This is a genomic window from Daejeonella sp. (assembly GCF_030695525.1).
Classification (GTDB): domain Bacteria; phylum Bacteroidota; class Bacteroidia; order Sphingobacteriales; family Sphingobacteriaceae; genus Daejeonella.
On sequence record NZ_JAUYSS010000050.1, the window covers coordinates 1 to 14,070 of the forward strand.

The following is a 14,070-nucleotide window of genomic DNA, read 5'->3' on the forward strand; positions in this document are numbered from 1 at the left end:
AAGAAAGGGTACGAATCATTGCTCGAACACTACCAAAAAGTAGCTCCACATCTTAACGAACCGCTGTATACGAGAACCGTACGTACAGTGGTGTGAGAGGCGAACCGTGGGCTTTATGGCTCACGGCCGTCTACTCGATTATGGGCTGCTTTTCTATTCTTCGTCATTTATTTCTTGCTTAAAGGTCAGCGTTCTATTTGTCAAGTCAAAGTAATGATGAAAGTCAATTGTCCAGTCAGTTTCAGGTTTACTAATTACTCCAAAAAGTTCTATTTTGTCGTTGTCTAACTTGTTAAACCAATAATTATGGAAAATTGCAATGTCTATAAACCCCTTGTCACCATACTTTGAAAACTGCTCTTTTCTGAAAACCGTGTCCAAAAGTGTCTGCGCTTTTTGTTTGATTGTTAGTGCTATTTCTGCGTCTCTATAGTTGTCAATTTGTTTCTTACCTTCAATATCATATTCAAATTTCACATAGCTATCTAAGTCAGTCTTTATGATAGTTACTTGCACCTGTTGGTCGACAATTAATGTGTCATATTTTTCAACACCTTTTTTGTCAGGAAAAAATCTTACTGGTTCCCTATTTATCAACTTATCGGTTGAACTTTCCACAGAATTTAAATCGGATGATTTCCTTTCTGTCTGTGAGTTACAGGCAAAAAGAAATAAAGTCAACGTTGGGATCAATAAACTATTTTTCACAGGTGTCGTTTGTCTTAAGGTTGCTCATAACTTGTATATAAGGATGACAAAACCACCACAAGCCCACCAAATTCGGGTGTATTGTGGCATGTTTATCATCCTTTATTTAAATATGCTATTTAGCTATTCAATATCCAAATCATCAAACGGACTTTTGATGTTCTGTAAGCTTTTGGTGCTTACATGGGTATAGATTTCAGTTGTTTTACTGCTTTTATGACCCAATATTTCTTGTATATACCGAAGATCGGTTCCATTCTCTAATAAATGTGTGGCATAGCTGTGCCTCAGCCAATGAAGACTTACCGGCTTTTTGATTTTGGCTATACTTAATGCTTGTTTAAGTACACTTGCTAAACTCCTTTCACTGTACTGCTCCCCGGGATATTGCCCCTCGAACAACCAAATCTTTGGCCTGTATAGTTTATAATATTCCTGTAATTGGAAAATTATTTTTTCTGATAAGGGAACTACCCGGTCTTTTTTTCCCTTAGCTTGTTTAATAATCAGCAGTTTCCTTTTGGAATCCACATGAGTAATCTTAAGATTTAAAATTTCTGATCTTCTCAGACCACAACTATATAGCAGACAAAGCATAGCTTTATGTTTGATATTTTTGGGAGAATTTAGAATCAGTTTGATTTCTTCCTTACTCAAAACATTGGGTAGAACATGAGCCCTTTTTGGTCGGTGAACCAAATCAGGGTTGAGTCTGACTTGCATTTGAGTTTTAAAAAACAATTTAATTGCATTTACAACCTGATTTTGGTAGGAGGCTGAGAGTCCGTTTTTCAGCAAAAAATTATTATTATACAAAATCACATCTGCATTGCTGATTTCTGCTATTGATTTATCCTGATGGAAAGTGAGAAAGGATATCAATGCATTCAAATAGGTTTCTATTGTATTTTCGCTGTAGCGCTTTGAGCGAAGCCAAAGTTGAAACTCGCCGATTTCTTTCGACTTTGAGGATAAGGGATCTACAGAACCTTCAATTTTGAATTTTTCACGGTATTCCACTGTATCTGGTAAGTGCCATGCGTTCAATGTATTGCTCCATTTTGCACCCGGTAGTTTCCTCATTCGTATTACAAATTCAGATTTATTGGGAAAATAAACTGCGATCCGTTTTTCTCCCCTTAGTTTCGCAAGCTCAGCTTTCCACGGAATTCCCATACTTATGAGTATTTAGTATTTAGTATTGAGATAAAGAGTGCTTCATTTGACATTTAGTAAACCATTGCTAAAAACTTGCAACGGTTAACAGACCATAGGTAACAGGTATCAAGTATCTGAAATTTTCTCCTTCATCTGGCGTTTTTAATCAATTTCTAACCAACTAACCAACCAAACGCCTACTAGCAATCAGAACGTTTAACAACCAAAAAAACATCCCCTTCTAGTTTCAAAAACCCATATTCATAACAGAAATAATAGGTATTACCATTTTGGGTTTGATGCAGGTGGGTATGATAATCGGGGTTGAAACCATTTTTCAACAGTTCGTCTTTTTTAATTCTGATTTTATTTTCAGGGCAAAGTTTCGAGAGAATTGCATGGTTTTTCCGGAGGATGGAGTTTACAGGTTTCATACTTGAATTAATTCCGGCTTTCATCCGGTTATTGAAATTACTGCGGCATTGATCATCACAGAATTTTTTATCGCTGCGCCCTCTTAGCACAGAACCACAGTCTAAACATTCCCGTTCCATAGGCTTAATATTAAATCGCTAAATGAATTTAAGCCCAATTCGGTTAAATCGCTTATAAACGTATGTATCCGTTTATTGTACGGTAAATTCAACCTGTTCTCCTCAACTTTATTCTGTTCCTGCCGGGTGGCGGGTATTTGTAAACATTAATAACTGAGAGATGAACAATCTAAGAAACAGTGTACGCCTGATGGGGTTTTTAGGAAATGATCCGGAAGTAAAAACCATCGGTGAGAAAAAGAAAATGGCCAGGGTATCCATCGCCACAAACGACTCCTATAAAAATGATAAGGGAGAGAAAATTGAAGAAACGCAATGGCATAACCTGGTGCTCTGGGACCGGCTAGCCAACCTGGCGGAGAGCTACCTGCACAAAGGCTCAGAGGTCTGCATTGAAGGTAAACTCAACAGCCGTTCATATACGGATAAGGAAGGAGCGAAACGCTATATTACTGAGGTGATCGTGCATGATGTGCAAATGCTGGGGAAGAAAGGAGGGGCAGTTGACAATTGACAGGCAAGGACAGTTGACAATTGATAGTTGACAATTGAGACCCTATAGCTATCGGGTGGAGAGCAGAAAGATCCCTTGTGGCAATTAAGGATTTCGATCCTGACGGATTCAGTATCCCCTCCATTATTAAAAAATGCAATGTTAACCGATAACTATCGGTTCTGGCGAAGGCCAGAATCTGCTGCGCCCGTCTGCATGCCGGCAGGCGGGGATTGACGGTGAGGTGCCCCTTATGTTGGGTGGGAATTGCAGGGTGAAAAAGCCGGGAGCGGGGGATTGGGGCTCCTGCTTCTGGCTTTTAGCCCTCAACTTTCTGCTTTAATTAAACCCCTTAAAATCCTCCCTCTTATACACCCCCGGGCGGGCATGGTCACCTTCTGTAAAGCTGAAATCTACTTCGCTTATTCCCTCCAGTTCGGTTAGTGAGAATGTAACTTCTGCAAGGTAGGCACGCGCCCCTTCAGTACCTGATTCACGCGTAAGATAATCGGAGTCCTGAATTTTGACAAAAGCTTTATTACCTTCCTGCTTTACCCATTCCAGCTTAATTTGAGGGTATTTGAAATTTAAAGCGTCCACAATGTCAAGGTTGCTCAAATTAGTCATGTTAGCAGCGGGATTTCGCTTAATCTCCATCATATGCGTACTGTCGTTCAGGGTTGCTTCCCATGGAACAACAAGTGTCTTACTCTTGTCGGCAAGTGCGGCTGAATCTGCAGCCATTTCTTCCAGGGATTTTTTTGAGGAATCGCTCTGGCAGGATGCAGTTAAAAGCAAGGCGAATAATGCAATATAAAGTTCTGTTTTCATAATCATACAGGTTAAGGTGTGCTTTGTGCTACCGGAAGGATCTTTCCGTTAAAAAATTTATGTCCTGTTAAGGCGAAATCAGCAATGAATTTACCCATTTCGAAGGCCATCACCGGCGACTGAAAATCGGGGAAGGCTTTTTCAAGCATTTCGGTCTGTGCCGAACCCAGTGCAAGACAATTGACTGCAATTCCCAATCCTGAAAGTTCTGCAGCCAGACATTCGGTCAGGCTGTGTAAAGCTGCTTTGCTGGATGAATAGGCTGATAAACCGGAGAATTTCTGGCTGCCTTGAAATCCGCCCATGCTTCCGATATTGACGATATGACTTTTTGAGGGCATCAGCGGCACAATCTTTTGTATCATTTTAACATGGCCTAAGAGGTTATTCTGCAACATTTCCGCGAAATCAAGCTGGGATAACTGCATAAAAGGCTTGTTGACCAATGATCCGGCATTATTAATCAGGATGTCCACAAGTCCCATTTTCTCTTTAATAAAAGGGATTAGTCCATTTTCATAATCGTCGTGAACGATATCAAATTTAGCCGTATAGAGCATACAACCGGGGTTCAGGGCGAAAGCGATCTCCTGTAATTTGTATAATTTATCTTCCGATCTTGCCAGTGCGATGATCTTATGATTCCCACTTCCGATCAGTTCCAGAACGGCTTCGAATCCTACACCACTACTGGCACCGCTGATTACAATATTCATACATTCAATTTCTTAAAGCCCCCGATCCCTTCTGAGCTTTACTGATCAGATAAAACCCATTTTGGATCAGGTTGTTCAGTTCAGGTTCACTGGATGATTTCATTTCCAGGTAAATCCGGATGTCCTTCGCTGTGTCCGTAAATATGTTTTCCAGCTCTAATATCTCTAAAATTTCGATAGCACAGAGCCAGTCATCCCTAAAATTTTGCTTTAATTCGTTCCAAATATCTGTCAAAAGTTCAAATTTACTTTGTGTTTCACGGCATAAACGTACTTGTTTGAATAAGTCATGATAGCGTTTTTGATGTGCAGTATATTCCGGATGAAAAGTTGCAGATTTTGCTTTTGGGGCAACTTCTTCAAATGCATCCTTATCAGCTGCACCGCTATACACTGATACAATTTTTTCTCCAACAGCCATATCATAAACTCCCCAGGATGGTTCGAAATAAACATTTCCCTGTTCATCTTTCAGCGTGCAATCGCTGAAACTGATCAGTATCAGTTTAGAATTACGCTTCAATATTGACCCGACAATTCCATTCAGACTTAATCCGCCACTGAAGTTTAATTCTGCAGTTTGTCCACCTATGATTCCCAATTTTTCAAGCTCATTATCATTTGCATCCTCAAGAGCCTTGCCAAAGTTTTTTAAACGGCCCACCGGAGATGAAAAACCATCAGCATGTATTTGTTTTCCATGCCCTTCGAGCTGCTTGTTTTCATAAGATAAAGCACTTGCTCCGCTTGTTTTTAAAAATAATAATTCATCATGTTTATCCATCCGCAGATCAGTAAAAATTCCACTTATCTGCAATCCTGAGCTGTAAACTGCTGTACAGGTATTTCTGCACTCAATCGCTTTCAAAATACTTTCGGTTCCACCTCTTCTAAAAGCCATGGAATCTGCGAAATTCTCCAGAACCTGTGTCAGGTTTTGAAAATTGGGTGTAACAAATAACTGAGGCTGTGGTTTAGTGATATCAAATGGGAAATTGACTGCATCAGCGGTATACCAGTATTTTTTTACAGAATGATCCATACAGCTTTTACTTTCTCCGATGGAAGAAAGCAACCCTGCACCATAGATTTTAGGATTTTCGAGTGTTCCTATAAGTCCGTATTCTACAGTCCACCAATGCAGGCGACTCAATAATGCCATTTCTGAAGGATCTCCGAGATTCTTCTGGCAAAATAAAACCTGTTTTTCGGCATTTTTTAGCTTCAGGGGATCAGGATCGGGCATTTCTTTTAGAATGGATAACTCACGTATCGCTTCATAAAGTTCAAAATCCCTGGATGAATACATGGCTTTTGCTCCGATAGAACCAAAATAGCTCAGGTACTGATGATAATCCGGATCGGCAATGATCGGCGCATGGCCAGCCGATTCATGAATGATGTCTGGGGCAGGAGTGTATTCAATGTGATGCAACTGCCTGATATCAGCGGCAATGACCAAAACCTTGCAGGATTGGTATTCCATGAAGGCAGCGGGTGGAATAAACCCATCGACCGTTACAGCACCCCAGCCAATTTTTTGGAGGGCATCATTCATTTCCTGGAGGTCTGGAATTTTTTCGATGCTCAATCCGGCAGCTTCAAGTCCGGGGATATAGGGATAATAAGCAATATCCTTCAGGAAATGATAATTTTGTCGCATCACGAAGCGCCACACCGCCTGATCAACAGGTGTGTAATGTGCATACTCTTGCTCTACAATAAATTGCTTCAGATGTTCAGGTAATTTTTTTACCTGAGGATTGTTGAAATCATTAAAGTTACTCATCATTGGTTAGGGGAGCAGATGCCTTAAAGTTATTGATTTTTTTTAAGCCTTGTTCCCATTGGGCTCCGATTTTTGTCAGAATCAAAAGGGTATTTTCTTATTTTTGCATCGAAAATGGGAACAAAAAAACAAATTCTGGTCACTGGTGCTGCGGGTTTTATTGGGAGTAATCTGATTAACAGATTGTTGCAAAGCGGCAAGTATCAGGTTATTGGATTCGATAACTTCGATGATTTTTACGGCAGGGAACAGAAGGAAAAGAATTTGGAACCATTTTTTTCTCATCCTGATTTTCAATTTGCTGAAGGGGATATCCGTAATATGGATGATCTCCTTGCATTAGGTGATATGGATGTGATTGTTCACCTTGCTGCCAAAGCCGGCGTAAGACCAAGTATTCAGAATCCGGTTTTATATCAGGATGTGAATGTTGCCGGAACACAAAACCTTCTGGAGTTTGCCAGACAAAAGCATATCAGGCATTTTGTATTCGCTTCTTCAAGCAGTGTATACGGGATCAATGAAAATATCCCATGGAATGAAGAGGAAAAACTGAAACCCATCAGTCCCTATGCTTCAACTAAACTATCCTGTGAAATGCTGGGGCATGTTTACAGTCATTTATACGGCATTCGTTTTCTGGCACTACGTTTTTTTACAGTTTATGGTCCCGCACAGCGCCCTGATCTGGCTATTCATAAGTTCTTTAATTCTATTTCAAAAGGGCAGGCAATTCCTGTTTTTGGGGACGGATCGACCAGTCGTGACTATACCTTTGTAGAAGATACCATACAGGGTATTGAGGCGGCTATTAATTATGATCAGTCTGATTTTGAGATTATTAATCTTGGGAATCATCAAACGGTTACTTTATCTGAACTGATTGCTGCAATTGAAAAGATTTGCGGAAAAAAGGCTATTATCGACAGTCAGCCTGAACAGCCGGGAGATGTACCCCAAACTTATGCAGATATCACTAAGGCTCAGCGCTTATTGAATTACCACCCTGAGACCGGACTTGAAACGGGTTTAATTAGGTTCTATGACTGGTATTTAGCGAATCAGAAATAGGAGGGTTGAAGCTTTGAGATAATATGCAACAAATATTCATTAACCACCATCTCATATCTCATATCTCATATCTCACATCTCCTATCTCACATCTCACATCTCACTTCTCAATCTCAATATCCTGTTTCAGGTCAATTTTATTCACTCCGATTTTCTGAGGATGGAAAACAAAATAGATCCCGCTAAATGACAGCAAGGCAGAAATACAATAGAAGAGAAGGCTGATGATCACTGCCAGATGCTGATCCATCTGGAAAAATTGTGCACCGTAAACGAAAACCAATTCCCTGGCACCAAGGCCACCTACAGTAAATGGGAAAATGGCTACCAATGATGAAATCAGGAACATAAACAGGTAAGGTGAAAACTTTCCTTCAAAATTTAAGGCATACAAAAGCAGAATCACTGAAATAACCTGCATGGATTGTACCATCAGGGCTTTGATATGTGATAGCACAAACTGTTTACTGTAGTCACTGAAAAATCTTCTCATGACCACAAAATAGGCCGGTGTACCTATTCCCACTACCAGAATCGGAACCCAGTTAGGAATACCCAGGTAGGGGATAAAGATGACCAATGCAGAAATGATTAGTCCCAGAGCCCATAAACCACTTAGGCGATCGAAAAATATCGCCTGAAACAATCGCCGGCCTTTGATCTCGAATTTCTTCCTTAAGAGAAAAATTTTATATCCATCTCCGCCAATTCCACCCGGAAGAAAAAGATTGTAGAACATTCCGAGCAAATAAATCTTGAAATTGTATGTTTCTGATATTTTCAATCCGATACCCTTGAAAAAAGTATTCAGACGCGAAGAAGAGATCAGTTGGGAGATAACAAATGCGATAAATGCTAAAAACAAAAATATAGGGTTGGACGTATCAAAAGCATCTTTCAGGTCGTTGAATTCGACTTTTCTTGACACCAGATATAAGGAAAGACCTGTTATAGATATTTTTAACAGGGTCTTAAGAATGTTCCAGATCTTCTTTTTTTCCATTAAATATTCGTCTAACCTGGTATGTTTTTCTGTTTGTGCCTTCAAAATAGGTACGCACATTAATCTCTGCTAAAATTCCGAAGGTAATCAGTTGTATCCCACCCAATAAAAAAATAAGGCCTAATATCAATATGGGTTTACCCCAGATATCCTGACCCATTAGTTTCAGAATAAGGAGATAGGTATTGATGAGGATTCCGAGTCCAAGTGAAATGAAACCCAAACTTCCAAACAGGTGCATGGGCTTTTGTATGTATTTCCTGAAAAAAACCATCGTGATGAGGTCGGCCATAACTTTAAATGTGCGGTTAAGACCATATTTGGATGTTCCATGAATCCGTGCATGATGCTTCACATCAACCTGGGTAATACTGGCACCCTGTAATTTAGCGAGTACAGGGATAAAACGGTGCAATTCTCCATAAATACCCAGGTCTTCGGCGATCTCACGTTTAAAAACCTTTAAAGTACAGCCATAATCCTTGATATAAACACCGGTCATCCTGCGGATTATTGCATTGGCAATCTTTGAGGGGATTTTGCGAAGGAAAACTCCATCCTGACGGTTTGCCCTGTTTCCGGCAACCACATCCCAGTCTTCATCCTTCATTTTTTGAAGCATGAAAGGGATGTCGGAAGGGTCATTCTGCAGGTCGCCATCGATCAATGCAATATAGGTGCCTTCTGCATGATCAATTCCTGCAGTCATAGCCGTACTCTGCCCGTAGTTTTTTCTTAATTCGACCAGTTTAGTCCTTTCATCTGCATGCTCACGAATCTGTTTCTGGGTACCGTCATTTGAACCATCATCAACAAATATTACTTCGTAATCAATTCCTGTTAAGGCATTTTGTAAAGCACCGTTCAGCGGTACGATATTATCCCGTTCGTTTAAAACGGTGATAACTACAGATAGTTCTCTCATTTTACCTGGTAGAGTTTGAGGTTCCGGTATGATTTTACCAATGTTGCATTGGGATTAACCACATCTCTGTCAAAGGTAAAATAATAACCTGGCTTACTAAGCTCTTCCGTAAATTTCACCTGTTGCATCCGGCTGCGCTGAATATAGAATATCAGGCGGTCGTGATGTGGAATATCAAGCTCCGAAGGGTGATACTGATAAAAATAAAATGCTTCAGTTTTAGAAATATTGCCCATTTCAATTGCTGCATCACGATACTGACGGTCTTCGAGGTGTTCAAACCTATGCGGAATTACGAACCAACTGAATGCAAATCTAAGCACTATCAGTATACTGATAAAAGCAAAAATTTTTCCGGTTTTCAGTCGATAAATAGTGTAAGAGATCAATCCTCCGGCAATACTTAGCAGGATGACCTTTGGAAGGAGATAAGGTACATAATGCTGTAAATCGAAAAATAATGCCCCCGGAATACATAAACTAACGGCTACTGCGAGGATCAGGATTAATTTATTAAAAAAGCTATTCATGCGCGGCAATTTTTCGCGGTATGTGAAATAGGCATGACTCCAGATAATAAACAGAAGCGGATATAACATCAATAGATATCTCGGCCTGGTTTGGGGCGATAACCAGTAAACCCAGATATTTGCGAGGAAAATCAGGGAGATGAATGTTAAAAATGGATTATTCTTAATTCCTGTTAAAAATTCCTTGTGAAAACAAAATAACAGCAGTAGGCTGGCAGGAAACAGGTGCCCGGCATGTTCAAAAGGAAAGCTGATGAAATGTATCAAGCTCTGCGTCAGACCAAATTCAGAAGCTGTCCTTTTGCTGCTTTGATCCCATATTGTACTTAAATAGCCCTCCAGGTTGGGGTTGTACTGGTAATAGTTCCGGAAATAGGCAGCAATAATTAAAACACAAATCAGTCCGCTAAGAATATGCTGCCAGCTGAATAGTTTTTTGAAGTTTTTGGTATAGGCAAGTACAGCAATTAGCGTCAAACCTTGAAAAACAATCGACGGCAGTCCTTTGCAGAGGAATGTGATTGCAGTGATCAGATAGGAAATAAAGAAAAGCAAAAACCAATTCTGCTTTTGAAGGAAATAAAAGATCAGCATGAACGAACTGAAGGTTAGCCAGGAATAGAAGATATCAATATGGCCAAGCATGGAATCGTATATCAGCATCCTTCCGTTAACAAGAAACAGAATTCCGCTGATTGCTGCTATTCTTTTGTCTTTAAGAAAGAAGGATACAGAAAAGTAGATCGTAATTGCAAACAAGAACATCGGAATGATCGAAGGAAGCCGTGTGGTGAATTCTGAATAATTACCACTGAGTTGGTAAATTCCGGCAAGTATCCAGTTATAAAAAGGAGGTTTATTGTAATAATACTCTGCCCCAATGGTTGGCACAGCATAATTTTTGCTTAAAATCATTTCGAGGGCAACATTAGCCCGTGTAGGTTCATCAGCAAATAAAGCTAAAAGCCCTAGATTGATAAAAAATGCAGGTATAGAAAGGATGATCAGGAAGAAGAATGACGTTCCGGGATGATTGAGCAGGAAATTTTCCAGTTTTTGCATCATGTCCGGCAAAGATATAAAAGCAAAAGGGAGATTTGATTGCTCATATCTCCCTTTTTAAATGCTTAGGTCTTAAATACTTGCCTGAACTGTATTTACTGTTGAAATAAAGTTCGAGACAGCGATATTCTGATCTAAGAAATTGGAATTGTATTTTTCCTCAGGACCATTGATAAACAAGCAGGTCTGTCCTTTGATCACATTGATAATTGTTTTAGTCAAATCAGTTGGTAGAGCAGGGCAACCGTGGCTTCTACCTAAACGTCCATGAGTTTTTACAAATGATTCACTGACGTAATCAGCTCCATGAACCACAACTGCACGCTCCATTGCATTGGTATTGAATCCTTTATCCATTCCTTCCAGTCTCATGGAAAGACCGTGTTTTCCCTGGTAAGTATCACTGGTAACGTAAAATCCAAGGCTGCTTTGATGTGAGTTAGGCTGATTGGAGAAATTGGTTGCCATATCCATTCCACTGCCTTGTCCATGAGCCACAAGCGTATGGAATAAAAGTTTATTATTTGCCAGATCTACTATCCATAATCTTTTCTGACTACTTTTTTTACTGAAGTCAATTATGGTCAGGACTGCTTTTTGTGCAGATAGCAATTGTGTTTTCTTGAGGTTATAATAACCAACCAGAGCTTTTTTAAATACTTGCTGATCTAATCCGCTCTCCGCTAATCCGGCTTGTTCATAGACTGAATTTACATGCTGAACGAATAATTCGGCACTTGAGCTTGTGTTAACAGTAGTAGTTTTAGACTTTTCACCTCCTTCATCGCTTACTGAATCAAAAAATTTCAAATGAGAATTACTGGCTGATACCCAGCTTATTGCTGGAATTGTGGTGATTAATAACAGAGCGAAAATGGCCCGGAATGAATGTTTCTTCATAAATTTCTCTGGTTAAACCCTTTTTAAACGTATTTCTTAAAGATTTATTGTTTAAAATACTATTGAGTAAATTAATGTAATAGGTTTTTCATTTTGATGTTACAAAGATACGCTTATTAAATTCATAATTGTCACGTTAATGTATAAAGCTTTTTGCTGAAAATGAGGGGTTTAGGTTCAGACAATAAATGGGCCTCCCCCCGACCCCCTCCGAAAGAGGGGGAGGCAAAGCGTCTAGAAATTTGAGTTCATTGGGAATAGATTTTTTTTGATAATATAAATTAGCTCCCTGAAAAAATCATCAGAATCATCTTAATCAAACTAATCATAGTTCAGACAATTGTCACGTCTTGAAAAATCAAACAACCCATTAATCCTAAAATCCTAATCCTGACAATTTGTAGCCTCCCCCCAGCCCCCTCCAAAGGAGAGGGAGACACGGTGCCGAAATATTCGATTAAATTGGAAAATGTTTTTTAGATGATTTGAATTATCAGGATGAAATCCTATTAACCCTAATAATCCTACGAATCCTAATCCCGACAATTACCCTATTTCAACAGATTTTTCCAGCTTACCATATCAGAAAGAATCTTCTCCAGTTGATCTGAATTCACGCGTTCCTGTTCCATACTGTCGCGGTGCCTGATAGTAACTGTATTGTCCTCGAGCGTTTGATGATCTACAGTGATACAAACAGGAGTGCCTATCGCATCCTGTCTGCGGTATCTTTTTCCGATGGAATCTTTTTCATCATACTGTAAATTGAAATCCAGTTTAAGCAGATCCATGATTTCACGAGCTTTTTCTGGTAAACCATCCTTTTTAGTTAAAGGGAATATTGCTGCTTTCACCGGAGCAAGGCATGGGTGTAAATGTAAAACCGTACGTGAATCCTGTTTTTCATCATTGCTCAGATTCTGTTCTTCATAGGCATTACAGAGTGTTAACAGGAATAAACGGTCTAAACCAATGGAGGTTTCAATAACATACGGCACATAGTTCTTATTCTCAACAGTATCAAAATATTGGAGTTTCTTGCCTGAGAATTTCTCGTGCTGGCTCAGATCGAAATCTGTACGGCTATGAATTCCTTCCACCTCTTTAAATCCAAACGGAAATTCAAATTCGATATCTACTGCAGCATTGGCATAATGAGCCAGTTTGGTATGATCGTGATAGCGATATTTTTCAGATGGAGTACCCAGAGCGAGATGCCATTTTAAACGGGCATCTTTCCAGTGATTATACCATTCCATTTCTGTTCCAGGTTTCACAAAGAACTGCATTTCCATTTGCTCAAACTCACGCATACGCATTATGAACTGTCTGGCAATGACCTCATTACGAAATGCTTTTCCGATCTGGGCGATTCCAAAAGGAATGCGCATTCTGCCCGATTTCTGAACATTAAGAAAGTTAACAAAAATTCCCTGGGCAGTTTCCGGACGCAGGTACACTTCATCAGATCCTTCGGCCATGGCACCCATCTGGGTAGAGAACATAAGATTAAATTGTCTCACCTCTGTCCAGTTGCGGGTTCCTGAAACCGGACAAACGATTTCGTGTTCCTCAATGAGTTCCTTTAATCGTGGCAGGTCATCCGCAGATAAAGCTTCTTCCATATCAGACTGTAACTTGTCTGCTTTTTCAACTTTGCCATCCTTAATATATCTGACGATCTTATCCTCCAATAAATTGTCGGCACGATAACGTTTTTTAGAATCTTTATTATCGATCATCGGGTCGGCAAAGCCATCCACGTGCCCGCTTGCTTTCCATACTTTAGGATGCATGAATATGGCGGAGTCAATCCCTACAATGTTCTCGTTTAGCTGCACCATGCTCTTCCACCAGTATGTTTTCAGGTTATTCTTCAGCTCAGATCCCAGCTGTCCGTAATCATACACTGCACTTAAGCCATCATATATTTCGCTTGATTGAAATACAAAACCATATTCCTTGGTATGCGATACCACATTTTTAAAAAGTTCGTCTGTGTTTTTGCTCATAACGATGCAAAGATAGTATTGGAGACTATATTTTGAGTCATATTTGTATTTTTAGGTTCAGTAGTGTCCGGGGAAATTTTTTATTAAGGTTTAGCCCGGCAGCAGAATTGAAACTCTTGCCATATTTAGGAAAGAGGGTGTTTTATTAATGATTGTTTATTTTAATCTCGGGTATAGAAGTATCGCTCAATAGGGCCCGCCTTTAGGCGGGTTGTAACCGGCGTGATTCAATTTGGGCTTCAGCCCCACATATAGCAGGTTAGAAAATAACGTAAACCGGTGCTTCAGCGCCGACAACATTTAATCGGGCTGAAGCCC

The 14,070-nt window shown here is 39.8% G+C and carries 13 protein-coding genes; 2 read left to right on the top strand and 11 right to left on the bottom strand.

Going from position 1 to position 14,070, the window contains the following annotated elements; genetic code table 11:
* Positions 1-153: 153 nt before the first annotated feature.
* The 3 genes from Q8S11_RS11965 to Q8S11_RS11975 all read right to left on the bottom strand — a co-directional run bounded on the left by Q8S11_RS11965 (position 154) and on the right by Q8S11_RS11975 (position 2,420).
* Positions 154-708, bottom strand: a complete 555-nt coding sequence (locus Q8S11_RS11965; protein ID WP_305662341.1) for a DUF4738 domain-containing protein — start codon at positions 706-708, stop codon at positions 154-156.
* Between the two features lie 123 nt (positions 709-831).
* Positions 832-1,884, bottom strand: coding sequence for a tyrosine-type recombinase/integrase (locus tag Q8S11_RS11970; RefSeq protein ID WP_305662342.1), 1,053 nt, complete (start codon positions 1,882-1,884; stop codon positions 832-834).
* 182 nt (positions 1,885-2,066) lie between these two features.
* On the bottom strand, positions 2,067-2,420 hold the full coding sequence (locus Q8S11_RS11975) for a hypothetical protein (protein ID WP_305662343.1): 354 nt from the start codon (positions 2,418-2,420) through the stop codon (positions 2,067-2,069).
* Between the two features lie 160 nt (positions 2,421-2,580).
* Between Q8S11_RS11975 and Q8S11_RS11980 the strand changes: the two genes are divergently transcribed.
* Entirely contained in the window at positions 2,581-2,934 is a 354-nt protein-coding gene (locus Q8S11_RS11980) for a single-stranded DNA-binding protein (protein WP_305662344.1), read from the top strand.
* 318 nt (positions 2,935-3,252) lie between these two features.
* Here the strand turns inward: Q8S11_RS11980 and Q8S11_RS11985 are convergent, their stop codons facing one another.
* The 3 genes from Q8S11_RS11985 to Q8S11_RS11995 are packed head-to-tail and all read right to left on the bottom strand — an operon-like array spanning position 3,253 to position 6,252.
* Positions 3,253-3,744, bottom strand: coding sequence for a hypothetical protein (locus tag Q8S11_RS11985; protein ID WP_305662345.1), 492 nt, complete (start codon positions 3,742-3,744; stop codon positions 3,253-3,255).
* 11 nt (positions 3,745-3,755) lie between these two features.
* Entirely contained in the window at positions 3,756-4,460 is a 705-nt protein-coding gene (locus Q8S11_RS11990) for an SDR family oxidoreductase (RefSeq protein WP_305662346.1), read from the bottom strand.
* A 4-nt stretch (positions 4,461-4,464) separates the two neighbouring features.
* Entirely contained in the window at positions 4,465-6,252 is a 1,788-nt protein-coding gene (locus Q8S11_RS11995) for an aromatic amino acid hydroxylase (protein WP_305662347.1), read from the bottom strand.
* 111 nt (positions 6,253-6,363) lie between these two features.
* Here Q8S11_RS11995 and Q8S11_RS12000 point away from each other — a divergent pair, with 111 nt between their 5' ends.
* Positions 6,364-7,320 carry a GDP-mannose 4,6-dehydratase gene (locus Q8S11_RS12000; RefSeq protein ID WP_305662348.1) on the top strand — a complete coding sequence of 319 codons (957 nt, stop codon included), beginning with the start codon at positions 6,364-6,366 and terminating at the stop codon, positions 7,318-7,320.
* 100 nt (positions 7,321-7,420) lie between these two features.
* Here the strand turns inward: Q8S11_RS12000 and Q8S11_RS12005 are convergent, their stop codons facing one another.
* The 5 genes from Q8S11_RS12005 to Q8S11_RS12025 form a co-directional block, all read right to left on the bottom strand.
* On the bottom strand, positions 7,421-8,323 hold the full coding sequence (locus tag Q8S11_RS12005; protein WP_305662349.1) for a lysylphosphatidylglycerol synthase transmembrane domain-containing protein: 903 nt from the start codon (positions 8,321-8,323) through the stop codon (positions 7,421-7,423).
* The gene (locus Q8S11_RS12010) at positions 8,292-9,248 is read right to left on the bottom strand and encodes a glycosyltransferase family 2 protein (RefSeq protein WP_305662350.1); all 957 of its coding nucleotides are present in this window, start codon (positions 9,246-9,248) and stop codon (positions 8,292-8,294) included. The genes Q8S11_RS12005 and Q8S11_RS12010 overlap by 32 nt, the downstream gene beginning before the upstream one ends.
* Positions 9,245-10,843: a glycosyltransferase family 39 protein gene (locus Q8S11_RS12015; protein WP_305662351.1), complete on the bottom strand. Its 1,599-nt coding sequence runs from the start codon at positions 10,841-10,843 to the stop codon at positions 9,245-9,247. Before Q8S11_RS12015 ends, Q8S11_RS12010 begins: the two co-directional genes overlap by 4 nt.
* Positions 10,844-10,912: 69 nt before the next feature.
* Positions 10,913-11,740: a murein L,D-transpeptidase catalytic domain family protein gene (locus Q8S11_RS12020; protein ID WP_305662352.1), complete on the bottom strand. Its 828-nt coding sequence runs from the start codon at positions 11,738-11,740 to the stop codon at positions 10,913-10,915.
* 551 nt (positions 11,741-12,291) lie between these two features.
* Positions 12,292-13,752: a glycine--tRNA ligase gene (locus tag Q8S11_RS12025; protein WP_305662353.1), complete on the bottom strand. Its 1,461-nt coding sequence runs from the start codon at positions 13,750-13,752 to the stop codon at positions 12,292-12,294.
* Between the last annotated feature and the right edge of the window lie 318 nt (positions 13,753-14,070).